The sequence below is a fragment of the Phreatobacter sp. genome (genome assembly GCF_051860605.1).
GTDB lineage: Bacteria > Pseudomonadota > Alphaproteobacteria > Rhizobiales > Phreatobacteraceae > Phreatobacter.
On the sequence record NZ_JBHYDR010000003.1, the window covers coordinates 296,057 to 319,920 of the forward strand.

A 23,864-nucleotide genomic window follows, 5' to 3' on the forward strand; every position below is an offset into this window, starting at 1 on the left:
ATGTCAGGGCCGGCGGCAGACCGTCACGGGGACGCGCCACCGGCCCGTTCCGTCAGTTGCCGGGCGCCGGAGCCGGAGCCGGGGCCGCACCACCCGGTCCCGGATTGGGCGTTGCGGCCCGCGACGGGGCAGCGGAAGCCCCCGGCACGTTGCGCCGCCCGGACGGATCGCCGAAGTACCGGAAGAAGTCCGACGTCGGCGAGACGATCATGCGGGTGTCACCCTGGCGCATGCTCTGCTCGTAGGCCTGCATGGTGCGGTAGAACGAGAAGAAGTTCGGATCACGCCCGAAGGCGTCGGCGAAGATCTTGTTCCGTTCGGCATCGCCGGCACCGCGGATCTCGTCAGCCCGCCGGTTGGCCTCGGCGAGAATGCCGACCACCTCGCGGTCGGCACGCGCGCGGATGGTCACCGCCGCCTGCTGACCGGTGGCGCGCAGGTCCGCGGCCTCCTGACGGCGTTCCGTCTGCATGCGGTTGTAGACCGCTTCCTGGTTGATCTGCGGCAGGTCCACGCGGGTGAGCCTGAGATCGACGATCTCGACGCCGAGCGTCGTCGCCTCGCGGTTCACGTCGCGCTGGATCTCGTTCATCAGCCGCTCGCGGTCGGTGCGGATGAGCGCGGTCATGGTGGCGCCGGCGATGATGTTACGCATCGAGGCATTGACGAAGCTGGCGAGGCGCGTGTTCGCCGTCGGCACCGTCCGCACCGTCTGGAAGAAGCGGAGCGGCTGGGTGATGCGGTAGCGCGAGAAGGCATCGACGTCGAGATTCTGCCGGTCGGTGGTCAGCACCGACTGGACCGGCAGGTCGAGATCGAGGACGCGCTTGTCCAGCGTCACGACATTGTCGATGAAGGGCATCTTGAAATAGAGGCCCGGCAGGCTGATCGGCTCGCGAACGACCTGTCCGAAGCGCAGCACGATGGCATGCTGCGTCATCTGGACGATGAAGAAGGCGTTGGCGAGGGCAAACAGCGCGACGGCCGCTACGACGCCGAGGACCATCCGGATGGAACTGTTCATCGGGTGGCTCCCTGGGCAGCGGCGCCCTGACGGGCAGGCGCGGTCTGTTGCTGCTGGCGCATGAGTTGGTCGAGCGGCAGGAAGGGCACGACGCCCTGCCCGTTGCCGGGCTGGTCGATGATCACCTTGTCGATTCCCCCGAAGATGCGCTCCATGGTCTCGAGGAACATGCGCTCGCGCGTCACGTCCGGCGCACGGCGATATTCCTCGAAGACCTGGGTGAAACGGCTCGCCTGACCGTTGGCCTCGGCGACGACGCGGTCGCGATAGGCCTCGGCCTCCTGCAGCGTCTGCGCGGCGCGGCCTCTCGCCTCCGGCGTCACCTGGTTGGCATAGGTGCGGGCCTCGTTCTGCACACGGTTGGCGTCCTGCTGGGCGGCGTTGACGTCCAGGAACGAGCCGCGCACCTGCGCCGGCGGCAGGGCCGACAGGAGCTGCACGACGCGGATGTTGACGCCGGACCGGTATTCATCCAGCGCCTTCTGCATGAGCTGGCGCACCTCGGCGACGACCGCCGCCTGGTCGGTGGTCAGGATCGACTGGATCGGCCGGCGGCCGATCGCCTCGCGCAGGGCGCTCTCGGCCATGGCCTTCACGGTGCTCTCGGGGTTCTGCAGCTGGAAGACGAAATCGGCGACCTGGGCCGCGTTGACGTCCCACTGCACCTCAAGATCGATATCGACGATGTTCTCGTCGCCGGTGAGCATGAGGCTCTCTTCCAGCACGTCGCGGTTGGCGCCGCGCGGGCCGACCGCGGAGCGATAACCGACCTCGGTGCGCCGCACGTCGGTGACCGGCACGCGGTACACCAGGCCGAAGGGCGAGGGCGGGTTCCAGTTCAGGCCCGGCGCGGCGTTGCCGATATGGCGCCCGAAGATCGTGTTCACGCCGATCTCGTTCTGGCCGACGGTGTAGAAGCCGGTGAGGCCGTAGATGACCGCGCCGAGAATGGCGATCAGGGCGATGCCCTTGGCGCCGACGGATCCACCGCCGCCCGGCAGGACGTTCTTCAGCTTCTCCTGGCCCTTGCGGATGATCTCCTCAAGATCGGGGGGCTGGTTGCCACCGCCGCCGCCACCGCCACTGCCGCCGCCCTGGGGGCCCTGCCCCCACGGGCCGCGTGGGCCGCCACCGCCGCCACCGCCGCCACCACTGCCGCCCCAGGGGCCGCCGCCTTGATTGTTCCACGGCATGAAGACTGTCCTCGCTGCGTGAGCCCGGCCTGAGAGGCCGGGGCGGCGCCCGCCAGCGCCTCGTTGCCGAAGGGATATAGAAGGTCGGTCCGCGCCTTTCAACGCGATCCGGCGTGCCAATCTCCGCATTCGGGCGGACGGAAAGCCGCAGGAGGCCGTGCGACGGCCTCCCGTCGCGGCTCAATCCTGCCGGGAACGCCCGTAATCCACCACGGTGAAGGCGTGCTCGTCTGCGGCACCCGCCTCCCCGCGCATCACCTCCCGGCCGGTCCAGATGGCGGGATCGATGGCCGGAAATACCGCATCGCCAGCCGGCGAGGCGTCAACATGGGTGATGAGCAGCCGGGCGGCGAGCGGCAGCGCCTGGGCATAGATGTCGGCACCGCCGAGAACGACGATCTTGGGACTAGTCAGCGTGAGACATTCCAAATTCGAGCTGAATGGCCGGCTGCAAGATTACCGCATTTTCAACAACTCGCTCTCGTATTGAATTTGCAATTTGACCTCCACCGCCAGTTAGAAAGTATGATGGCGGAAACTGTCTTACGGTCTTATTTCTCTTTTCAAGTATCGTTATCATAAATGGATAATCATCAATATCTGATCTTGGGAACGGGTTCTCGGATATCGTCTTCCACTTCCTCAGATCAAATTCCTTATGGAAATGCGCATCCCCTTTTAAGTTTTGAGCATAAACTTCTGTCAAATGGACTCTATTTATCAGCTCATCAAATGTATTATATATTGCGCTCCCGCCGATCACAAAAAAATGCGTCTTACCACGCATGATTGTCATAACATCCGCTATAAACAGCGCATTCTCACGATCCTTGACCCAATATAGATCAGGTCCATCGTTCCCGGGTTCTCGAGACAATATTATGTTTGTTCGTCCGGGAAGTGGGCGTCCGATGGACTCAAACGTTCTGCGCCCCATAATTACAACGTGATCGAGCGTCGTTTCCCGGAATTTCCTGAGATCGGTCCTGAGATGCCACGGCAGCTTGTTTTCAGCGCCGATCACGTTGCCCGGATAGCTACGGGCAACGATGCAGGAGATTGACGGCATGACTATCCGCCGTCCAATGATCGTTCTTGGGATGCGGGACAAGATATAACTCGGTGCCAGATGGGACCCGTCACATAGACGGATTGGCGAGATTGGCAATCCCGCCCACGGTCGCCATCAGACCGCCACCGGCGCCTTGATATGCGGGTCCGGGTCGTAGCCGGTGAGCGCGAAGTCCTCGTAGCGGAAGCCGAACAGGTCGGTGACCGCGGGGTTCAGCGCCATCACCGGCAGGGGCTTTGGCGGGCGGGCCAGTTGCAGCCGGGCCTGATCGACATGGTTCAGGTAGAGATGGGCATCGCCCAGCGTGTGGACGAAGTCGCCCGGCTTCAGGCCGGCCACCTGCGCCACCATCAGGGTGAGCAGCGCGTAGCTGGCGATATTGAACGGCACGCCGAGGAAGATGTCCGCCGAACGCTGGTAAAGCTGGCAGGAGAGCCGCCCGTCCGCGACGTAGAACTGGAACAGGCAATGGCAGGGCGGCAGCGCCATATCCTCGATCTCGGCCGGGTTCCAGGCCGAGACGATGAGGCGGCGCGAATCCGGGCTGCGCCGGAGCATGGCCATGAGATTGGCCATCTGGTCGATGGTCCGGCTGTCGGGCGCCGCCCAGGAGCGCCACTGCTTGCCATAGACCGGCCCGAGATTGCCGTCGGCATCGGCCCACTCGTCCCAGATGCTGACGCCGTTCGCCTTCAGATAGGCGATGTTGGTGTCGCCTTTCAGGAACCAGAGCAGTTCGTGGACGATGGATTTCAGGTGCAGCTTCTTGGTGGTGACGAGCGGAAAGCCCTCGGCCAGATCGAAGCGCATCTGGTGGCCGAAGACCGACAGCGTGCCGGTGCCGGTCCGGTCGGTCTTCTGCGTGCCGGTGTCGAGCACGCGCTGCATGAGATCGTGATACTGGCGCACGGAGGATGGCCCCGCTGGAGACGGCGAATCTTCGCCATCATAGCGCTCTCCCGTGCCATTCGGCACGGGGTGGCTGGCGCATCCACAGCCCGTTCATGACCGCCACCTCCGGGGAGATGGCGGCCTTTGCCGCCATCGTCGCCGGCCGTCACTTCTTCACGAACATGTCCAGCTTCTTGAAGTGATCGGCCAGCAGGTAATAGACCGTCACGCGGTTCTTGGTCTTGTCGGCCTTCATCGCGGCCTGCACCTTGCCGAGACCCTCCTCGATGGCCTTTTCATCGGTCAGGGCCAGCTTCTTCATGCAGAAGTTCTTCCTGACGCGGTCCACCTCGGCCGGATCGCCGAAGGAGACGAGGGAGGAATCGCGATTGCGCAGCGCGATGCCCAGGTATCTGACAATGCCCGCCACCGCCGCTTCGTCCGCTTTCGGTGCGTATTTCTTCACGTCTGCCAGCCAATCGGACATGATTCTCCCTCTCCGCTTGATAGTGCGCACGGCGGGTCCGGGCCGCACGTCGGATGAGGCTAGCATTGCCTCGCCGGAGCGTCACCGGAAGTCTTGCCGGATGGGGAGTTCCCCTAGGAGCGGTGCCGGGAGGTTCAGCGCCCGGACAGCGAGGACCAGTTGCGATCGGCCGCGCGGATGAACCCGGCGGGGCCGGCCAGCCAGGTCCGGTGGACACTGGCATTGTAGTTCAGAAACAGCCGGCCATCGACGATGCGCCAGTGGCGCGGGTCGCCGGCCGCCCGGTAGCCCTGCGAGGCCGCCCAGGAGCAGTGCCCGCCATAGGCCGGCGCGTAGCGCTCCGGGTTGGCGGCAAAGGCATCGCGCGCGGCGGCCGAGGCAAAGCGCCAGGTCGCCCCCTTCCACTGATGGGTGTGGCTGGCCGAGCCGCGGACCGGACGGCCCTCGGAGAAATAGGCGACGACGTCGTAGCCGCCCGCAGCCAGCGAACTCAGCGTGCCGGTATAGATCTCGGGACCGGCGGCAAAGGACAGGCCGGTCGATCCGAGAATGGCGGCGGCGGCGGTCGCCAGCAGCGAACGTCTGCCGACAAGGGGTTGCTGGGCCATGCGACGGGTCCTTCCGGAAACCAGTGATGCCGCAGCCCGGACGGCGGCGGCATCATCGGTTTCGGCGGCAGGGCCCGATCCGTTACACGGCGCGGCCGGCGCGGTGACGGATCACTCGACGAAGACCGTGTCACGCTTCTTGTTGATCGACGGCAGCAGGGCGATGACCACCATCACCACCGCGATGGCGATGAGGGCAGCGGAGATCGGCCGGTTCACCACGTCGACGAAGACCGTCCAGTCGCCGCGCGACATCAGGATGGAACGACGCAGATATTCCTCCATCAGCTTGCCGAGCACGAAGCCGAGCAGCAGCGGGGCGATCTCGAAGCCCATCTTCATCAGCGCATAGCCGCAGAAGCCGAAAAAGGCGCACATGATCACGTCGAACGGATTGTTGTTCACCGAGTAGATGCCGATGCAGCAGAACATCAGGATGGCCGGGAACAGCATGCGGTAGGGCACCTTAAGGAGCTTCACCCACACGCCGATCATCGGCAGGTTAATGATCAGCAGCATCAGGTTGCCGATCCACATCGAGGCGATGATGCCCCAGAACAGGTCGGGCCGCTTCTCCATGACCTGCGGGCCGGGAACGATGCCGTGGATGGTCATGGCACCGACCATCAGGGCCATCACGGCGTTGGGCGGAATGCCGAGCGTCAGCAGCGGGATGAACGAGGTCTGCGCGCCGGCATTGTTGGCGCTTTCCGGACCCGCGACACCCTCGATGGCGCCATTGCCGAAGCGCGTCGGGTCAGCCGCGATCTTCTTTTCGATCGTGTAGCTGGCGAAGGGCCCGAGCACCGCGCCCGAACCGGGCAGGATGCCGAGCGCCGCGCCGATGCCCGTGCCGCGCAGGATCGGCATGGCCGACTGCTTGAGTTCGGCCCAGTTGGGCAGCAGCGAGCCGATGCGGTTCTTCAGCACGTCGCGCGTCTCGGGGTTCTCGAGATTCCTCAGGATCTCGGCAAAGCCGAACATGCCCATGGCGATGGTGGCGAAGTCGATGCCGTCCGACAGTTCCGGCCAGCGGAACGTCATGCGCTCGGCGCCGGTCTCCAGGTCCTGGCCGACGGTCGACAGGATCAGGCCCATCAGCACCATGGCCACCGCCTTGATGACCGAGCCGCGGGCCAGCACGATGGCGAAGATCAGGCCCATCACCATCAGCGAGAAATATTCGGCGGGGCCAAAGATGAGCGCGAGCCGGGTCAGCGGGGTGGCCAGGCCGGCGATCACAAGCGTTGCCACCGTGCCGGCAAAGAACGATCCGATGGCCGCAATGCCAAGCGCCACGCCGGCGCGGCCGTTGCGGGCCATGGCATGCCCGTCGAGCACGGTGACGACGGAGGTCGCCTCGCCGGGAATGTTGACGAGGATGGCCGTGGTCGAGCCGCCATACTGGGCGCCGTAATAGATGCCCGCCAGCATGATGAGCGCGCCGACCGGGTCGAGCCCGAAGGTGATCGGCAGCAGCATGGCGATGGTGGCGATCGGGCCGACGCCGGGCAGAACGCCGATCAGCGTGCCGATCATGCAGCCGATGAAGCAGAGCCCGATATTCTTGATGGTGAGCGCAACGCCGAAGCCGAGCGCCAGGTTTGTGAACATGTCCATGGCGCTACCTCACCAGCCGGCCCAGGGGGCCACGGGAATGGGCAGCTTGAGGGCCACCTTGAACAGGAGGATGCAGGCCGTCGTCATCAGCACCGCGAAGACGAGGTTCTCGACCCAGCGGATCTCGCGAGAGGCGAAGGAGGCGAAGATCAGGCACAGCGGTCCGGCGATCACCAGTCCCAGCGGCCGGACGGCGATGGCGAAGAGGACCACCGAGCCGAGCACGAAGATCGGGCCGCGGATTGACCAGGCCTCCAGCTTCGGGCCGACGACGGTCAGCGCCTGGACGATGATGATGGCGCCGACGCCCATGATCAGAAGCGAGAGGCCGCGCGGGAAGGACCCAGGTCCGAGATTGGCCCCGCGGCCAAGGCTGAGATTCGACGACGCCCAGAGGCAGAACAGGCCGAACACGACCATGAACACGCCGGCCATCATGTCGGTCGGGCTCTTGATCAGCCCGCGTCCGCCACGATCGCCCTCAGCTTCACCCTGCTGCATCTGCCCCCAACGCCCCTTGTGCCGAAATGGCCCATCATGCGGCCATTTGTAACGGCTCGTTGGATTGGCGCGATATCACCACAATGGCGGGCAGCACAAGCACCCTCAGCCGCTTTCATGCGACTTTTGGATTATCCGGGTTTATGCGTATTCAGCCGGCGGTGGCCGACTTCGCGCGGTAATGGTCCAGCACGAACAGCCTGATGGACGATGACAGGTTGCCCTGCGTCCTGTCCTTGTCGATATGGCCGACCAGTTCGGACAGGGTTTCCCTGCGTTCGGAGGCAATTTCCTTCAGGGCGTTCCAGAACTCGTCTTCGAGGCTGACGCTGGTCTTGTGCCCCTCGACTACGATGGATCGCTTGACCACATGGCTTTTCATGGCTCGGACCGCCCCTTCCCCTGCGCCTCTCCGGGCGCCGGGCTGTCCTGGAGCCTGTGGCCATCCAGGTGCCGGGCCTGCTGGTCGCGGCGCGCTTCCGCAAGACGCCGCTCCCGGACCGGCTGACCGAACCGCAGCCGGTTCGCGTCAGCCTCCGTCGCATCCGCAGCGCGCAACCTGCGCTTGCGGACAAGTCTCAGATTGATGATGTCATTCATGTGCATTCCAGCCCGCAGCGATGCCTCCAACCCGGACACCGCGCGCCCCCATCTGGCAGATTGCGACGGGAACCCCCTGTTCCCACCAAACGGGACCCGGTTGTAGCCATTGGCCAGCCATCTGAAAACCTTCCCTCGCTACCACCACACAAGCCAAACCTGCCCCCGCACCAATGGTTCCGGGACAGGTCGCGATGGAGCAGGAACGCTCCGGGTCATGGGACTATGGGAGAGACGGGCGCTGGCCGGCGGGTTCGCGCTGACTCACTTCTTGCGGAACTTGTCCAGGCTGACGACCTCCGCGCCGCCGGCCGGTGCCGGTTCGGAGGGAACGGAGGGAACGGCGGTGGGCTTTCGGGCCTCGTCCGGGCGCGGTTCGCCCTGAACCTCGGCCGGCCGGGGGCGCGGCAGCGGGGCGACAGGCGGAGCCGCCTCCGTCTCGCCCGCGGCCTCCGTCCCGGCGGCTTCCGCGGATGCGACCTCGAACTGGAGGCCGAACTGCACGGAGGGATCGAAGAACCCCTTCACCGCATCGAACGGCACCAGCAGCCGCTCGGGAATGCCACCAAAGGCCAGCCCCACCTCGAACGTGTGCTCGGTGACGATCAGGTCCCAGAACTGATGCTGGAGGACGATGGTCATGTCCTCCGGATATTTCTCGCGCATGCGGTTCGACAGGCGCACACCGGGCGCACGCGTGTCGAAGGTGATGTAGAAATGATGGTCGCCGGGAAGGCCGTCCCGCACCACGTCGACGAGGACACGCCGCACCACGCCCCTGAGGGCTTCCTGCGCCAGAATATCGTATCGGATGAGATCGGTCGGCATCGGATCGCGGTCAGGGTGCCCGTTCGGCCAGAGCTGCGCGCATGCGGACGATCCCCCACCTGCCGCGCAGTCCTGCAGGAGGAAGTGGAGGCTTCTGTTGCCAGGTGCCTCCGAACCCCGCCTTCCGGTGCTACCCGGAAGGGCTTTGAATCGGTACCTTTACCGCATTACGCGGCAACGGCCACCGGAGCATAGTTGTCGTTGGCAACTATTGATTCGGCCCGATAACGGCGGAACCATGCCGAGCAAAAGTCCACCCTTTACACCCTCGTCGATCCTGTTTCGCCCCCATCACCAGCGCCTGTCTGACAGGCCCTGATGGTGGAGGCGCCGGGTACTGCCCCCGGGTCCGAAAGGCTTATTGCGATGGCCGTTTATCGCCATAGCCGGGTTGCCCCGGCAATCCGAATATAGGCGAGCCGGAGCGCCGCGGAAAGGGTGTCAGCGCAACTGTCCCGGCGGCGGGCCGACAATGGTCGGCGGCGGCAGCGGCGGAAGGATCGACAGGGGCGGCCGGGTCGCCGGCGCCGGGCGGACGGCATCGGGTGCCCGACGCACGATCGCGGGCGGGCCCGCCTCCTCCGCCTCGCGCACACGGGGGGCCTGAGCGGGTTCGGCCGGACGGCGCGTCGGCAAGGGCGCCGTCTCGCGCGGCGCCTCGACGGGCGCGGCCTCCTCCCGCCGCTGTTCGACACGCGGAGGCGGCCTCAGTTCGGCAGGCAGTTCGGCCGGCATGTCCGGCAGCGGCACCTCCACCTGCGGCTGCGGCCGGGCGGTGAGACGGGTGAAGGCGCGCTGGCGCGTCCGCTCCAGACGGTCGCTTTCCGACATGCGGATCGCCTCCGCCGCACGGTCGACGAGGCGCAGGCCAAGCCAGCCGGTGACATCGTCCGCATCGAGGCGCCGGACCACCGCGCCCGGCGGTCCCTCGAAACGCACGACCATCATCGGCATGGTGGCCGATTCAGGGATGGTGTCAGGCGCGATCCGGAAGGTCGCCCCGACGGTTCCGCTGACGAGATCGAGGGTCCCGGAGGCATGGATGCGTCCGCCAGTGGCGGCGAAGGCGGTCTCGCCCGCCCTCAGATGTGTGCCGGCCAGGATGACGGGGCCCTCGCCGGGCTCGATGCGCACCGGTGCCTGCATGGCCCGCTCCAGCCCCTCGAGAAAGGCCGCATCGTTCATCGCCCGGCCGGAATCCTGGGTCCGCTCGGCCTGCCGCGTCATGAGCGCCAGCGCGCGCGGGTTGAGGTTTGCGGCCTCACCTGCGCCCCAGGCCAACCGTCCGTCGCCGCGCAGGCTCGCCATGAGCGCGGCCGGATTGCCGCCATCGCCGGACAGGGTCAGTTCCAGCCGGCCCTCGCCACCGATGCCCGGCACGAGCGCGGCGCGGCCGATCCCCGCAACGACGGCCCGGCCGGAGACGACCGTGGCCAGCGCCGTGCGATCGACGACGAGCCCACCGGTGAGACGGCCCCCGCCGGCACGGGCGGTCAGGTCGATGAACTCCGTGCGACCGGCCCGCCGCACCAGCCGCGCGGCGATTTCTGTCAGGTCGGGAAAGGCGCCGGCCGACAGGCGCCCGATGCCGAGGCTGAGGTCGAGATCGACGGCATCCAGCGGCGTTCGCGCGAAGGCGGCCCGAGGCCATTCGCCGGCCGCCACATCGACGAGCCAGGCGGGCCCGGTCACCAAGCTTGCCAGGGCCTCGGCTGTGAGGGATCCGAGCGCGAGGCGACCGCGGACCGAGAGGCCCTGTCCCTCCAGCGCGCCCTCGACGTCGCTGGTGCCGATCCGTCCGGTCAACTGGCCGAGGCGCCAGCGCTGGCCCGTGCCGTCGCCATTGGCGTTGAGATTGGCCGGCAGCGGCCCGGACAGTTCCGCCGGCACGCCGACCAGCGGCAGGAGCGGCGCCAGATCGGGGGATTGCAGCGACAGGCCGTAGCGCAGGATGCCATTGGCAGACCGGCCAGCCGACAGGTTCGCCCGCGTTCCGCCGGCATCGACATCGCCCTGCACCTGCCAGCCTCCGCCCACGTCCCGGTCAAGGACGAGGTCGACGCGGGTCGGCGCGTCGGGCGTCTGCCCGGCCAGCGCCCAGCCCGTCAGCAATTGCAGCACCCGGTCGGCGCGCGGCGCCTCGATGACGGCCCGGAACCGGCCCGGCAGAGTCTCGATGCCGCGCAGATCCCCGGTTCCCGACGCCTCGATCCGGACCACGGTCTCGCCCAGCCGCCCGTCCACCCTGAGGCCGAGCGAGGCACGGTCGCCGGCCGCGAATGCGAAGCCGAGGTCGAGGCCGGCCAGCGAGGCCGACCGCAGCCGGAGGTGCTCGGCCAGCGGGCGGGTGCGGTCGTGGCGCGCCAGAAGCTCGATCAGCCCGTCCGCCGTGCCGGCCTGGATACGACCGTCGAGCCGGCCGACGAGCGGTCCCTCCAGCCCGTCCAGCCGGCCCGCCACGTCGAAGGCGACACCCGCCAGGTCCGTGACGGCCAGGCGCTCGGCGCGGAAGCTGCGGCCGTCGGTGGAGACGGTCAGGTCCAGCCCCTTGGCCAGGAGGCCGGAGAGGCGTGCCTCGTCGAGCCGCAGCCGGATGCGGGCATCGGTGGCCGGATCCAGCCGCGCACCGGTGCCGCGGGTGAGACGCATGAGCAGGTCGAGATCGAGGGAGGGCGCGGTCAGGTCGATGTCGACGCCGTGGCGGCCGAGGGCGGGGAAGTCCAGTGCCAGGCGGCCGCGGGCCTCGCCGGCCGCGGTGCGGGCCTGGACATCCTCCATCAGCAGCCGGCCGGGCTCGGCGGTCAGCCGCGTGGTGACCGACAGTGGCTGGTCCAGCCCCTCGGGCGACGGCAGGCCGTCGATCCAGGCGAGCAGCGCGCCGGGACGCGCGGCGCTCAGGCTGACATTGCCGGAAAAGCGCAGGTCGGGGGCAAGACCCAGCCGGCCATCGGCCTCCGCCGTGCTGTCGCCCGGCAGCCGGGCGAACAGCCGCTGCGCCCGCCAGCCCTCGCCATCGGACTGCATGTCGCCGCGCAGGTCGAGGACAGTGGCCCCGGCCATGGTCACGCCGGCAATGTCGAAGCCAACCGACACCGGCAGCGCGCCGCCCGTCAGGGCCGGGAGCCCCGCGAAAAGCCGGGTGAGAGCCTCGCGCGGCGTTGCCGCCTGGCCGCCGACAAGCCGGTCGAGATCGAACTGGCGGGCGGTGACCACCGCCTCAAGGGCCGGCCGGTCGCCGAGCAGCAGCCGGAACGAGCCATTGGCGCGCAGCAGCCTGTCGGCGGGGCCGAGCGTGGCCTCGGCACGGTCGACCACCAGCGCATCGGTGGTGATGGCGCCGTGGCCGGCGACGCGCCAGGGACCGAGGCCGGTCTGGCCGGTGAGCACGACCTGCCCCTCGAAACGGGGGCGGACCGAGACGGCCACCGAGCCCTCGGTCTCGATGGCGAGGCCCGTGGCGGTGTCGCTGGTGCGCAGGCGCATCTGCAGGCGGCCGCCATCGTCGAAGCTGGCCACGAGACTGACCGGCATCACCCGCTCGGCGACGACCGCCGAGCCCTCCAGGCGCACGGGTCCGCGCGCGCCGCGCGAGTCGCCCGTGAGGCGGATCCGCTCGCCGACCAGCAGCCGTCCCTCGGAATCGGCAATGGTCAGGCGGCCGTTCTCGATGGCCACCTGTTCGGCCGGCAGCAGGCTTGCCGGCACGCCCGACGGGTCGATCACCACGTCGGCATCGCGGATGGTCAGCGCGGTCAGGTGCGCTTCACCGCGCAGCAAGGGCGCAACGCGCAGCGCCCCGGACAGCCGGCCGATCCGCGCGCCATGGCGCTCCGTGCCGATCGAGACGTCGCGCGCATCGACGGAAATGGAGGGCAGCAGCCGGATCGACAGGTCGCCGCCGATGGTCACCGGCAGGCCGAACAGCCGCGAGGCCTCGCGCTCCACGAGGGCGCGATGCTGGTTCCAGTCGATCAGCAGCGGCCCGACCATCGCGGCCACGATGGCGGCGATGAGGGCGATGGCGATGGCAAGCAACGTGTTCTGCAACAGGCGGCGCTCCGCTCGGGGGCCTTTGGGCGAATGTAGGAGATGCCGGGCGCTGCGGAAAGGCGTGCGCTCATGACGCGGGCACGGCAGCAGAGGCCGACGGCGGCACACTTGCCAGCCTTGCCCCGCCGCCGCCACACTCCGCCTCCCGTTCAGCCGGAGACATGCCGATGAGCCCCGAAGACAAGCTCGCCCAGATGGGCCTCACCCTGCCGCCGGTTCCCTCGCCGGCCGGCAATTACGTGCCGTGGAGGCGCGACGGGTCGATCGCCTATCTGGCCGGCCAGGGCCCGCGCAAGGCCGATGGCAGCTTCGCCACGGGCAAGGTCGGCGGCACGGTGACGGTGGAGACCGCCTACGAGCATGCCAAGCTGGTGGGGCTGCAGATCCTCGCCACGGCCAGGCAGGCGGCGGGCGGCGACCTGTCGAAGGTCGAGTTCCTCAAGGTGCTCGGCATGGTCAATGCGACCCCGGACTTCGGCGACCATCCGCGCGTCATCAACGGCTTCTCCGACCTGATGGTGGCGGTGCTCGGCGATCGCGGCCGCCATGCCCGCTCGGCGGTCGGCATGGGCTCGCTGCCCTCCGGCATCACGGTCGAGGTCGAGGCGGTGATCCGCATCCACGACTGAGGCAGGGCTGCGATCCGCGGCCGCACTGCGGGTGGGGCCTTCGGTCCGATAGGCGGTCATCGTCAGGGCGCCCCTGCCCTGCCCGACGCCCGATTGACTTGGGCGCGACGCCGGCGATAGGTGTCGGCCATGGACTTCCTCCGCGGCGACCGCTTCCGGCTGGCGCGCAACGTCATCGTTGCGACGCTGGCCTATGTCGTCGCCGCGACCGGCCTGCTCGGCGGCGTGATGCGCTCGGCCCACGGGCTGGATGCCGGCGGCGGCATGGTGGTCATCTGCACCATCGACGGCATGGTCACCGTGCCGGCCGATTCCGAACCCGCCCGCAAGGCCCAGCCGGCCATCCACTGCGTCCTGTGCCACGTCATTGCCGATGTCGCCTTGCCGGCACCGGACGGCAGCGCCATGCCGGTCGAGCCGCCGGTGGTCGTCCGCGCGCCGGCCCGGTCCTACGATCCCGTCCTGCCGGCCCGGGCCTCTGACGGCTGGCGCGGCACACGCTCGCCCAGGGCCCCACCCTTCAGCGCCTGATCACGGCCTTCGCCGCGACGGCTCCGCGCCGTCGCGCCATCCGTCATCCTGCCCTGAAGCCCTCATCATGTCCCGTTTCCTCCGAGCGATCCTTGCCGGATCGGCAAGCCTTGCGGCCCTTGTTGCCGCCACCCCTCCTGCATCCGCCCAGGACCCGACGCAGCTTCCCGCCATCACGATCGAGGGAACCGGCGTCCAGCGCGGCTCGCTGACCTCGCCCGACATCGTCACCCAGCGCGAGCAGGTGAACCGCACGCCCGGTTCGGTCTCGCATATCGACACCGAGACCCTGCGCAACACCTATGCGCAGAACCTGCGCGACGTGCTGCAGGAGACCCCCGGCGTGCTGGTCCAGAACCGCTACAGCCAGGAGATCCGCCTCTCGATCCGCGGATCGGGTCTGGCCCGTTCGTTCCACGCCCGCGGCATCGAGGTGCTGCAGGACGGCATCCCGACCATGATGGCGGACGGGTCCGGTGACTTCTACCAGATCGAGCCGCGCGCCCTGCGCGCCATCGAGGTGTTCCGCGGCGGCAATGCCCTGCCCTTCGGCTCCTCGACCATGGGCGGCGCCATCAATTTCGTCACGCCGACCGCCCGCACCGCCGTCTCGCCCAACGCGTTCAGTCTCGAGGCCGGCTCGTTCGGCACCATCCGCGGCCATGGCTCGGTGTCGCGGGTCTATGGCGACTGGGATGTCCATGCCTCCGGCACGCTGACCCACGCGGACGGCTGGCGGGCGCACGAGACGCAGAACCTCGGCCATTTCAACGCCAATGTCGGCCGGCGCATCTCCGACCGGGTCGAGACGCGCTTCTATTTCGGCGCCTACTACACCGACCAGAAGCTGCCCGGAGCGCTGACCTACGGCCAGTCCATGACCAATCCGCGCCAGGCCAATGCCGGCGCGGTGGCGGGCGACCAGGCGCGCAACACCTATGTCCAGCGCTTCGCCAACGTGACCTCGATCCGGCTCGATGTCGGCCAGATCGACATCACCTCCTGGGCCATCCACAAGCACCTCAACCATCCGATCTTCCAGGTGCTCGACCAGGACGGCTGGACATACGGCATCTCGCCGCGCTTCACCGGATCCTTCTCCATCGGCGGGTTCCGCAACGACATCGTGGCGGGCGCGCGCATCTTCGCCGGGTCGAACGCGGTCCAGCAATTCGTCAACCTCGGCGGCGCCCAGCGCGGCGCCCTGACCGTGGACGGCCGGCAGAATGCCGAAAACTACGAGGCCTGGTTCGAGAACCGGTTCTTCGTGCTGCCGACGGTGGCCCTGACGGCCGGCGCCAAGGTGTTCTCCTCGCGCCGGGCCTTCACCGGCGGGCTCAACCTCAACACGGTGCCGGTCAATGTCGACACGGCGGCGACCTATTCGGGCGTCAATCCCCGCATCGGCGTGCTGTGGGAACCGATGCGCGACGTGCAGCTCTTCGCCAACGTGACCCGCTCGGCCGATGTGCCGGACTTCACCGACCTGATGCAGACGACCGCCACGACCACGGCCTTCGTGCCCCTGCGCGCCCAGACCGGCACGACCTTCGAGGTCGGCACGCGCGGGCGCTGGGGCCGCTTCACCTGGGAGGCCTCCTTCTACCGGGCGGAGCTGCGCAACCAGATGCTGCAGTTCAATGTCGGGCCGGGCATTCCGGCGGCGACCTTCAACGCGCCGCAGTCGCGCCTGCAGGGCATCGAACTGGCCGCCAGCGTCGACCTGTTCCGCGGGCTTGTCACGGATGGCGACCGGCTGACCTTCCGCCAGATGTGGACCTGGTCGGACTTCCGTTTCAGCAATGATCCGGTCTACGGCAACAACGTGCTGCCGCTGATGCCGCGGCACATCCTGCGCTCGTCGCTGACCTATGCCCACCCGTCCGGCATCACGATCACGCCGACCGTCGACATCGTTCCGGAGGGCGCCTTCGTCGACTACCAGAACACGTTCCGCGTGCCGGGCTACGCGCTGTTCGGCATTCAGGCCAGCGCCCGCCTGCCGAACGGGGGGGAGGTGTTCGTCGATCTGCGCAACCTCACCGACAAGCGCTATATCGCCGACTTCGGCCCGGTCGTGCTCTACAATCCGGCGACCACGGCAACCTTCTATCCCGGCACCGGCCGCAGCCTCTATGGCGGCGTCAGGATGCGGTTCTGACGTAGCAGTGCCCCAGCGGGCCGGCCGATGGCGGCCGGTCCGCCCCCATTTCGCACCCGAACGGACCTGCCCGCGACATGCTCGCCGAGCCCATCCTGAGAGCGGCTGCGCCGTCCCCCGCCAAGGGGGGAGCGGAAGCGGACGGCCGGGCGCCGGCCATCGCGGTCGGTCGCGGGCCTGCCGTGGGCGCCGCCGCACCGGATGTCCGCGTGCCGACGGCCGGGGAGCCGAAGCCCGGCGCCCCGTCGCTCGACCTGGTGCCGGAGCAGCCCGATACGGGCCGGGTCCGCCGGCTGGGACTTCTGGCGGTCGCCGGCCTTCTGGTCTCGCTGGCCATCCATGCCGGCGCCGTCAGCGCCTTCCTGTCGCTGCCGCGCGCCGAGCCGCCGGCGATCGACCTGCCCTCCGTCGATATCGAGATCGTCACGCCGGCCGCAGAGCCGCCCCCTGCCGCCGCCGCGGCGGCGACGCCGGAACCCGACCCGCAAGCCGAGACGCAGCAGGAGACGCAGGCGACCGAGGTTCCCGTTCCGCCGCTGGAGCAGCCGCCGCTGCCGACCGAACTGACCCCGCCCGAGCGGGCCGAACCGGCGCCCGAGCCGCCGCGGGAGGTGGCCATCGAGCCGCCGCCGACGGAACTGCCGCCCTTGCCGGCCGAACTGGTCCCGCCAGAGCCGACGCCGGATCCTCCCCGGGAGGTCGCCGTCGAGCCGCCGCCGACCGAGGCGCCGCCACCCGACGAACCCGTCCCGCCGGAGGCCCAGCCGGCCGCCGTCGATCCGGCGACGGAGACGATCGACCCGCCGCCCACCGAGGCGCCGCCGCTGCCCGACGAACTGAGGCCGCCCGAGCGGCCGGTGACGGCGATCGACCCGTCACAGGTGACCATCGACCCGCCGCCGACGGAACTGATCCCTCTGCCCGCCGAGCTGACGCCCCCGCCGCCGGTGCGCGATGCCGCCACGCCGGCGCCCGCGCCCGTCGTGCCCGCCGCCGCCCCGGTGACGCCGCGCCGTCAGGTTCAGCCGGCCAGGCCGCGTCAGGAGCCCCGCCGCGCCACCCGCCAGCCGGCCCGGCCGGCCCGGCCGGCAGCCGTGCGGCCTCCCTCCCCGGCCGAAAGGCGACAGGCGGCGCCACCCTCCGCCGCGTCCCAGGGCCGGGGCATCTCCTCAACGCAGACGCCGCGCACCGCGACCCCGCCGCCGACCTATCTGTCGCGGGTCATGGTGCAGCTGAACCGGGCAAGGCCCGCCGGCACCGGCCAGACCGGCCGCGTCGTCGTGAGCTTCGTCATCCAGCGCTCGGGCGCGGCCACCGGCATCGCCCTGGCGCGTCCCTCGGGCGTTGCCGCGCTCGACCAGGCGGCGCTCGCCATGGTGCGCCGCGCCGCTCCCTTCCCGCCGCTGCCGGCCGAATTTGCGCCGTCCAGCATGCCGTTGTCCCTGCCGATCAACTTCCGCTGAAAGGATATCCTGATGAAACGCATCGCCTTGCTGGTCGCCATCGCAACCACGCTGTCGGCTCCCGCGGCCGCCCATATCATGCTGCAGCAGCGCGAGGCCGAGGCCGGCCGCTCCTACCGGGCCGTGCTGACCGTCCCGCATGGCTGCCGCGGCCAGCCGACCACCGGCATCACGGTCTCGATCCCCGAGGGCGTCTTCGCGGTGAAGCCGCAGCCGAAGCCCGGCTGGCAGCTTGTCACCCGCTCGCAGCCCTATCAGCGCGCGTACACGAACCACGGCCGTGAGGTGCGCGAGGGCGTGGTCGAGATCTCCTGGTCCGGCGGGTCGCTCGACAACGCCCATTACGACGAATTCGTCTTCGTCGGGCAGGTCGATGCCTCGCTGGCGGACAAGGGCACGGTCCATTTCCCCGTCGTGCAGACCTGCGCCAGCGGCGAGCACCGCTGGGTGGACCTGCCGAAGCCGGGTGAGACCGCGCAGCTTGACCAGCCGGCCCCGGCCCTGCGGATCGTGCAGGCGCAGGCTGGCGGCGGGCATGGCGCCGCAGCACCGGCCGCCGTGTTCGAGAAGGCCGGCATCCGGATCGAGCAGCCCTGGACGCGGGCAACGCCGGGCGGCGCGCGGGTCGGCGGCGGCTATCTGAGGATCACCAATACCGGGCAGGCCGCCGACCGGCTGGTGGCCGGCCAGGTGACCTTCGCCGAGCGGGTCGAGATCCACGAGATGGCGGTCGCCGGTGGGGTCATGACCATGCGCAACCTGCCGGACGGCCTGGAAATCCCGGCCGGCCAGACGGTGGAGCTGAAGCCGGGCGGCTACCACGTTATGTTCATGGGTCTGCGCCAGCCGCTGACCGAGGGCCAGGTGGTCAAGGCGACCCTCACCTTCGCGCGCGCGGGCACGATCGAGATCGACTTCCGCGTCGGCTCCGTCGGCGGCCGCAATGCGCCGGGCGGCGGCCACCACCATCATCACTGAGGCGTCTGGCGCAGCGTGCTCAAAATCATTCGCATCGGGGCCTGGGCGGCGGTTGCCGTCCTCGCCTTCCTGTCGGTCGCGCTCGCCATCGGCTGGTGGCGGGTGGACGGCCCGTTCGTCGCGCACGAGCAGGCGCCCGTTCTGGCCCCGCGGCCCGGCATCGGCGGTCCGTTCAGCCTGACCGACCATCGTGGCGCGCGCGCGACCGAGAAGACCTTCGCCGGCCGGCCGATGATGATCTTCTTCGGCTTCACCCATTGCCCGGACGTGTGCCCGACCGCGCTGTTTGCCATGAGCCAGCGCCTGACCGCGCTCGGCGCCGAAGGCGTGCGGCTTCAGGCCGCCTTCGTCACCGTCGATCCGGAACGCGACACCGTCGAACAGTTGGCGCTCTATCTGGGCTCGTTCGACCCGCGCATCGTCGGGCTCACCGGAACCCGGGCCGAGGTGGATGCAGCGGTCGCAGCATTCCGCGTGATCGCCCGCCGGGTGCCGCTGCCGGAGGGCGGCTACACGATGGACCATTCCGCCTCGATCTACCTGATGGATTCGGCCGGCCGTTTCGTCGGCACCATCGACCACCACGAGAGCGAGGAGAGCGCACTCGCCAAAATGCGCCGGCTGGCGGGATTGTAACGCTGCGCTGCGTCTTGATGACCGTCGCAGGCCCCGCTAGGACTTGGGAATGAGCGCCCGCGCACCGCGTCCCGATCCCTCGCCCCTGCCGCCCGACCTCGCAGCCTTCAAGGCGGCGCCACGCAGCTGGTTCGAGGCGCTGCGCGACGATATCTGCGCGCGTTTCGAGGCGCTGGAAGACGATCTGCCGGCGCACATGCCCGGCGCCGACCGGCCGGCCGGTCGCTTTGTCCGCACTCCCTGGCAGCGGACCGACCATTCCGGTGCGGCCGGCGGCGGCGGCGTCATGAGCATGATGGCCGGCCGGGTGTTCGAGAAGGTGGGGGTCCACTGCTCGACCGTGCATGGCGAGTTCGCCCCCGAGTTCCGCGCGCAGATTCCCGGTGCCACAGAAGATCCGCGCTTCTATGCCTCCGGCATTTCGCTGATCGCCCATCCGGTGAACCCGAACGTGCCGGCGGTTCACATGAACACCCGCATGGTGGTGACGACCCGCGCATGGTTCGGTGGCGGCGCCGACCTGACGCCGGTGCTCGACCGGCGGCGCGTGCAGGACGACCCGGACAGCCGGGCGTTCCACGGCGCCATGGAGGTGGCCTGCACGGCGCACGCGGTGGCCGACTACGCCCGCTACAAGGCCTGGTGCGACGACTATTTCTTTCTGCCCCACCGCAACGAACCGCGCGGTATCGGCGGCATCTTCTTCGACTATCTCGACACGGGTGACCGCGATGCCGATTTCGCGTTCACGCAGGAGGTCGGCCGCGCCTTCGCAGAGGTCTATCCCGCCATCGTGCGGGCCAATTACGCGACACCGTGGACCGAGGCCGACCGCGAGGAACAGCTCATTCGCCGCGGCCGGTATGTGGAATTCAACCTGCTGCACGACCGTGGCACGATCTTCGGCCTGAAGACCGGTGGCAACGTGGCGAGCATCCTGTCGTCCCTGCCGCCCCTGGTGCGCTGGCCCTGAGAGGCGGGTATCTGCCGGCGGACCGGCCCTGCCCGCGACGGGGTGCGCGGCATGAAGGGCAGGCAGGGGTCGAGGTCCTTCCCGTCGCGAAAGCTCTCGACTTTCCGGGTTTCCCGCTCGCCGGAATATTCGTCACCGCAGCGTAACGGCGCCGCGACCTGCCAAGGGCTGACGCCTGCGCGCGACGTCACACGGACATGAGCCTGGACAGCATCGTGGCGAGTTCGGCCTGCCGGCGGCAGCCCGTCTTCTCGCGGATCCGCTTGAGATGGAACCGAAGTGTTTCGAGCGAAACGCCACGGCCCTTTGCGATCCGCTTGAGGTCCGTTCCGACCGCCAGTTCGCAGGCGATCTCGGACTCGGTTGGCGTGAGATCGAATATCGCGCGAAGCAGGGCCGGAGACTGTGCCACCTTTCGCGAGGCCTTGGTAAGCACCGCAATGGACGTGGCCCTCCCGAAGATGTCGCGTGCCGTCCGGCGAACGGGGAGAACATGCAAGACGGCGCGATCCGTTCCATCCACCGATTCGAGGGCGATGGAGCGTATGCCCGAGGCCGAGGCGATCTGGTCGAGTGTCGCCGAGAGAATCCGGGAGGCGCGCTGATCGTGCAGGACGAGGCGGTCGCGGCCGCGCGTGGTCCACAAGCCCCATTCCTGCTCGAACAGATCGTTTGCGACGACGACGGCGCCGTTGCGGGCCAACGCCACCGCGGGCAGTTCCAGCAGGGCCAGGGTCTCCACAGCCGTTCGCGCGCGCTCGAACGACAGCCGGGATGCGATCATCGCCGCGCGTGCGAGGTGGGGGAAGAGAGCGTCCAGCCCGGCAACCGTCTCCGTATCGAACGGACCCTGTTCGACGCGCCGCTCCATGCTGAAGATCGCCGTGTCACCGGTCGGCATGGGAATCGCCGCGGCCGCTCCCCACTTGAAGCCCCTGGGCAGCAGGAAATTCACATATTCAGGGAGGGTCTCGATCTCGCGGATGGTGAGAATGTCCGTATCGCGAACCCATCCCTGCCTTGGTCGGGCAAGCAGGCGCGGTGCCCGCTGGCTCTTCGTGGTCCAGCCGCCTTCGACCCATTGCTCCCAGAAAGGCCGTGCCTGCGGCGATGCGATGGAGTGAACCTGGTTCTGGTCATTTGCGGCAAGCAGGACCGTCCCGAAGCTCCCGCCAAATGCGGACAGCGTCTCCAGAACCTCCGGCCATTGCTCGGGAACAACAGCAGCCTCGTAGATGAGATGTTCAAGATCGGGCAGGGTCATCGATCGATCCGGCATGTCTTGCAGGGAACGTGATACTGGTTGGAGATACTACATCTGCCGGCAGGTTCAGGCGGTCGCAATTGTCGCAGCCTTCCGTTGCACAATGTCTCCACCAGCAGGGACTGTCCTGCCCCTACGGCGGGCGGACGCCATCCGGCTGCCGGTGCGATGCGAGGGAGCGATCTCCGATCTGGCCAGAGGCCCGGCTCCCTCCCGCACGATCAAGGGCTTGCTCTCATTCAATTAACACGTTAATTATATTGCGATCAGCCCCCCGGGAGGCGCGCAATGCCTCATATCGTCATCGAGCATTCGGCCAGTCTCGACGGTCTCGTCGACTGGGCCGCGCTGTGCGAGACAGCAAGGATTGCAGCGGCGGAGACGGGCGTCTTCCCGCTTGGCGGCATCCGCGTGCGCAGCCATCGCTGCGACCATGCGGTGATGGCCGACGGCAATCCGGCGCATGGCTTCGTCGATGTGACGCTGAAGATCGGCAAGGGCCGCGACCGCGAAACGAAGCAGCGCGCCGGCGACCGCATCTTCGCGGCCATCTCGGCAGCGCTGGATCCGGCCTTCGCCGCCACGACCATCGCGCTGTCGCTCCAGATCGAGGAGATCGACGAGCCGAACTGGAAGCGCAACACCATTCACGACGCCCTGAAGGGGAGAGCCTGACATGGCCGGAACCGAGACGAAGCACGCAGCGCCGGGCGAGGCGTTCGCGCGCAACCGGCAGCGCGCCGAGGAACTGCTCGCATCGCTCAAGGCCGACGGGATCGGCCACCACATTGCCGGCCGGAGGGTCGAGGCGGCGTCCGGACGCACCTTCGAGACGATTTCGCCCATCGACAGATCGGTTCTCGCCGAGGTGGCGCGCGGCGATGCCGCCGATATCGACGCGGCGGCCGGGGCCGCCACGAAAGCCTTCCGGTCCTGGAAGGCGCTCGATCCGGACAGGCGCCGCGCGATCCTGCACAAGGTGGCCGATGTCATCGAGGCGCACCAGGACGACATCGCCGTGCTCGAATGCGTCGACACGGGGCAGGCCCATCGCTTCATGTCCAAGGCGGCGGTGCGGGCGGCGGAGAACTTCCGGTTCTTCGCCGACCGGGCTGCCTCCGCGCGGGACGGACTGAACCTGCCGGCCAGGGACCACTGGAACGTGACCACCCGCGTGCCGATCGGTCCGGTCGGCGTGATCACGCCGTGGAACACGCCGTTCATGCTGTCCACCTGGAAGATCGCCCCGGCGCTGGCTGCCGGGTGCACGGTCGTTCACAAGCCGGCGGAATGGTCGCCGGTGACGGCCGACCTGCTGCCGCGCCTGCTGCTTGAAGCCGGTGTCCCGGAGGGCGTGCTCAACACCGTCCACGGCTTCGGCGAGGAAGCGGGCAAGGCGCTGACCGAACATCCGGCGATCAGGGCCATCGGCTTCGTCGGGGAGAGCGCGACGGGCTCGGCCATCATGGCGCAGGGCGCGCCCACGCTGAAGCGGGTCCATTTCGAGCTGGGCGGCAAGAATCCGGTGCTCGTTTTCGACGACGCGGACATGGAGCGCGCGCTCGATGCCGTGGTCTTCATGATCTACTCGCTGAACGGCGAGCGCTGCACCTCGTCAAGCAGGCTTCTGGTGCAGGACTCGATCGCCGAGACCTTCATTACCCGCCTTGTTGAACGTGTTAAGCGTCTGGTCGTCGGCCACCCGCTGGACCCCGCCACCGAGATCGGCCCGCTGATCCACCAGCGGCATTTCGACAAGGTCTGCTCCTATTTCGACATCGCCCGGCGGGACGGCGCGACGATTGCTGCCGGTGGCCGGCCCTTCGACGGGCCGGGCGGCGGGTTCTATGTGGAGCCGACACTGGTCACGGGCGCGACCAGCGCCATGCGCGTGGCGCAGGAAGAGGTGTTCGGGCCCTACCTGACCGTCATTCCGTTCAAGGACGAAGCCGAGGCGGTCGGCATCGCCAATGACGTGGCCTATGGCCTCGCCGGTTATGTCTGGACCGCCGACATGACGCGAGCGCTGCGCGTCGCCGACGACCTCGAGGCCGGCATGATCTGGTTGAACTCGGAGAACGTGCGACACCTGCCGACCCCGTTCGGCGGCATGAAGGCGAGCGGCATCGGCCGCGACGGCGGCGACTATTCCTTCGATTTCTACATGGAGAGCAAGACGATCTGCCTCGCCAAGGGCAGCCACACCGTGCCGCGCCTGGGGAGGTGAGGGACGACGGCTGACGGCGGTCATTGCGTCCTTCGAGGCTCGCCATAGCATCGAGCTGACGCGAGACGCGTCCGCATCTCGCTATGGCTCGCACCTCAGGATGAGGGGGTGGTGGATGGCATGACCGG

The 23,864-nt window shown here is 68.6% G+C and carries 23 protein-coding genes and 1 other RNA gene; 9 read left to right on the forward strand and 15 right to left on the reverse strand.

Features of this window, described 5'->3' with window-relative positions; genetic code table 11:
- Positions 1 to 52 precede the first annotated feature (52 nt).
- The 14 genes from hflC to ACTIFS_RS06985 all read right to left on the reverse strand — a co-directional run bounded on the left by hflC (position 53) and on the right by ACTIFS_RS06985 (position 12,871).
- On the reverse strand, positions 53 to 1,024 hold the full coding sequence (gene hflC / locus ACTIFS_RS06920; RefSeq protein WP_439573326.1) for a protease modulator HflC: 972 nt from the start codon (positions 1,022 to 1,024) through the stop codon (positions 53 to 55).
- Complete coding sequence (hflK, locus tag ACTIFS_RS06925; protein ID WP_439573327.1) at positions 1,021 to 2,217, reverse strand: FtsH protease activity modulator HflK; 1,197 nt, start codon at positions 2,215 to 2,217, stop codon at positions 1,021 to 1,023. The genes hflC and hflK overlap by 4 nt, the downstream gene beginning before the upstream one ends.
- 180 nt (positions 2,218 to 2,397) lie before the next feature.
- Positions 2,398 to 2,646 carry a dihydrofolate reductase gene (locus ACTIFS_RS06930; protein WP_439573328.1) on the reverse strand — a complete coding sequence of 83 codons (249 nt, stop codon included), beginning with the start codon at positions 2,644 to 2,646 and terminating at the stop codon, positions 2,398 to 2,400.
- Positions 2,624 to 3,286 (reverse strand): dihydrofolate reductase, encoded by a 663-nt coding sequence (locus tag ACTIFS_RS06935; RefSeq protein WP_439573329.1) that lies wholly within the window; start codon positions 3,284 to 3,286, stop codon positions 2,624 to 2,626. Before ACTIFS_RS06935 ends, ACTIFS_RS06930 begins: the two co-directional genes overlap by 23 nt.
- A gap of 117 nt (positions 3,287 to 3,403) precedes the next feature.
- Positions 3,404 to 4,198, reverse strand: coding sequence for a thymidylate synthase (locus tag ACTIFS_RS06940; protein WP_439573330.1), 795 nt, complete (start codon positions 4,196 to 4,198; stop codon positions 3,404 to 3,406).
- 148 nt (positions 4,199 to 4,346) lie between these two features.
- Positions 4,347 to 4,667, reverse strand: a complete 321-nt coding sequence (locus ACTIFS_RS06945; protein WP_439573331.1) for a DUF2853 family protein — start codon at positions 4,665 to 4,667, stop codon at positions 4,347 to 4,349.
- A 134-nt stretch (positions 4,668 to 4,801) separates the two neighbouring features.
- Entirely contained in the window at positions 4,802 to 5,275 is a 474-nt protein-coding gene (locus ACTIFS_RS06950; RefSeq protein ID WP_439573332.1) for a YHS domain-containing (seleno)protein, read from the reverse strand.
- A gap of 111 nt (positions 5,276 to 5,386) precedes the next feature.
- Positions 5,387 to 6,895 (reverse strand): tripartite tricarboxylate transporter permease, encoded by a 1,509-nt coding sequence (locus ACTIFS_RS06955; RefSeq protein ID WP_439573333.1) that lies wholly within the window; start codon positions 6,893 to 6,895, stop codon positions 5,387 to 5,389.
- Positions 6,896 to 6,904: 9 nt separating this feature from the next.
- Positions 6,905 to 7,396, reverse strand: a complete 492-nt coding sequence (locus tag ACTIFS_RS06960) for a tripartite tricarboxylate transporter TctB family protein (RefSeq protein WP_439573334.1) — start codon at positions 7,394 to 7,396, stop codon at positions 6,905 to 6,907.
- Between the two features lie 151 nt (positions 7,397 to 7,547).
- Positions 7,548 to 7,778 (reverse strand): ribbon-helix-helix domain-containing protein, encoded by a 231-nt coding sequence (locus tag ACTIFS_RS06965; protein WP_439573335.1) that lies wholly within the window; start codon positions 7,776 to 7,778, stop codon positions 7,548 to 7,550.
- Positions 7,775 to 8,002 (reverse strand): DUF4169 family protein, encoded by a 228-nt coding sequence (locus ACTIFS_RS06970; protein WP_439573524.1) that lies wholly within the window; start codon positions 8,000 to 8,002, stop codon positions 7,775 to 7,777. Before ACTIFS_RS06970 ends, ACTIFS_RS06965 begins: the two co-directional genes overlap by 4 nt.
- Positions 8,003 to 8,260: 258 nt before the next feature.
- Complete coding sequence (locus tag ACTIFS_RS06975) at positions 8,261 to 8,824, reverse strand: SspB family protein (protein WP_439573336.1); 564 nt, start codon at positions 8,822 to 8,824, stop codon at positions 8,261 to 8,263.
- An 83-nt stretch (positions 8,825 to 8,907) separates the two neighbouring features.
- Positions 8,908 to 9,264: a transfer-messenger RNA gene (gene ssrA / locus ACTIFS_RS06980) on the reverse strand.
- Between the two features lies 1 nt (position 9,265).
- Complete coding sequence (locus ACTIFS_RS06985) at positions 9,266 to 12,871, reverse strand: AsmA family protein (protein ID WP_439573337.1); 3,606 nt, start codon at positions 12,869 to 12,871, stop codon at positions 9,266 to 9,268.
- A gap of 170 nt (positions 12,872 to 13,041) precedes the next feature.
- Between ACTIFS_RS06985 and ACTIFS_RS06990 the strand changes: the two genes are divergently transcribed.
- The 7 genes from ACTIFS_RS06990 to hemF all read left to right on the forward strand — a co-directional run bounded on the left by ACTIFS_RS06990 (position 13,042) and on the right by hemF (position 20,245).
- Complete coding sequence (locus tag ACTIFS_RS06990; protein WP_439573338.1) at positions 13,042 to 13,503, forward strand: RidA family protein; 462 nt, start codon at positions 13,042 to 13,044, stop codon at positions 13,501 to 13,503.
- Between the two features lie 129 nt (positions 13,504 to 13,632).
- Positions 13,633 to 14,034 carry a DUF2946 family protein gene (locus ACTIFS_RS06995; protein ID WP_439573339.1) on the forward strand — a complete coding sequence of 134 codons (402 nt, stop codon included), beginning with the start codon at positions 13,633 to 13,635 and terminating at the stop codon, positions 14,032 to 14,034.
- Between the two features lie 67 nt (positions 14,035 to 14,101).
- Entirely contained in the window at positions 14,102 to 16,195 is a 2,094-nt protein-coding gene (locus ACTIFS_RS07000) for a TonB-dependent receptor family protein (RefSeq protein ID WP_439573340.1), read from the forward strand.
- Between the two features lie 77 nt (positions 16,196 to 16,272).
- Positions 16,273 to 17,658: an energy transducer TonB family protein gene (locus ACTIFS_RS07005; RefSeq protein ID WP_439573341.1), complete on the forward strand. Its 1,386-nt coding sequence runs from the start codon at positions 16,273 to 16,275 to the stop codon at positions 17,656 to 17,658.
- A 12-nt stretch (positions 17,659 to 17,670) separates the two neighbouring features.
- The gene (locus ACTIFS_RS07010) at positions 17,671 to 18,636 is read left to right on the forward strand and encodes a DUF1775 domain-containing protein (protein WP_439573342.1); all 966 of its coding nucleotides are present in this window, start codon (positions 17,671 to 17,673) and stop codon (positions 18,634 to 18,636) included.
- A 15-nt stretch (positions 18,637 to 18,651) separates the two neighbouring features.
- A complete protein-coding gene (locus ACTIFS_RS07015) occupies positions 18,652 to 19,272 on the forward strand; it encodes an SCO family protein (protein WP_439573343.1) in 621 nt (206 codons plus the stop codon).
- A gap of 49 nt (positions 19,273 to 19,321) precedes the next feature.
- Positions 19,322 to 20,245 (forward strand): oxygen-dependent coproporphyrinogen oxidase, encoded by a 924-nt coding sequence (gene hemF, locus ACTIFS_RS07020; protein WP_439573344.1) that lies wholly within the window; start codon positions 19,322 to 19,324, stop codon positions 20,243 to 20,245.
- Between the two features lie 187 nt (positions 20,246 to 20,432).
- Here the strand turns inward: hemF and ACTIFS_RS07025 are convergent, their stop codons facing one another.
- The gene (locus ACTIFS_RS07025; protein ID WP_439573345.1) at positions 20,433 to 21,509 is read right to left on the reverse strand and encodes a helix-turn-helix transcriptional regulator; all 1,077 of its coding nucleotides are present in this window, start codon (positions 21,507 to 21,509) and stop codon (positions 20,433 to 20,435) included.
- A gap of 288 nt (positions 21,510 to 21,797) precedes the next feature.
- On the opposite strand from ACTIFS_RS07025, the gene ACTIFS_RS07030 reads away from it, so the two are divergent.
- Positions 21,798 to 22,184 (forward strand): 5-carboxymethyl-2-hydroxymuconate Delta-isomerase, encoded by a 387-nt coding sequence (locus ACTIFS_RS07030; protein WP_439573346.1) that lies wholly within the window; start codon positions 21,798 to 21,800, stop codon positions 22,182 to 22,184.
- A 1-nt stretch (position 22,185) separates the two neighbouring features.
- Complete coding sequence (gene hpaE, locus ACTIFS_RS07035; protein ID WP_439573347.1) at positions 22,186 to 23,736, forward strand: 5-carboxymethyl-2-hydroxymuconate semialdehyde dehydrogenase; 1,551 nt, start codon at positions 22,186 to 22,188, stop codon at positions 23,734 to 23,736.
- Positions 23,737 to 23,864: the final 128 nt, after the last annotated feature.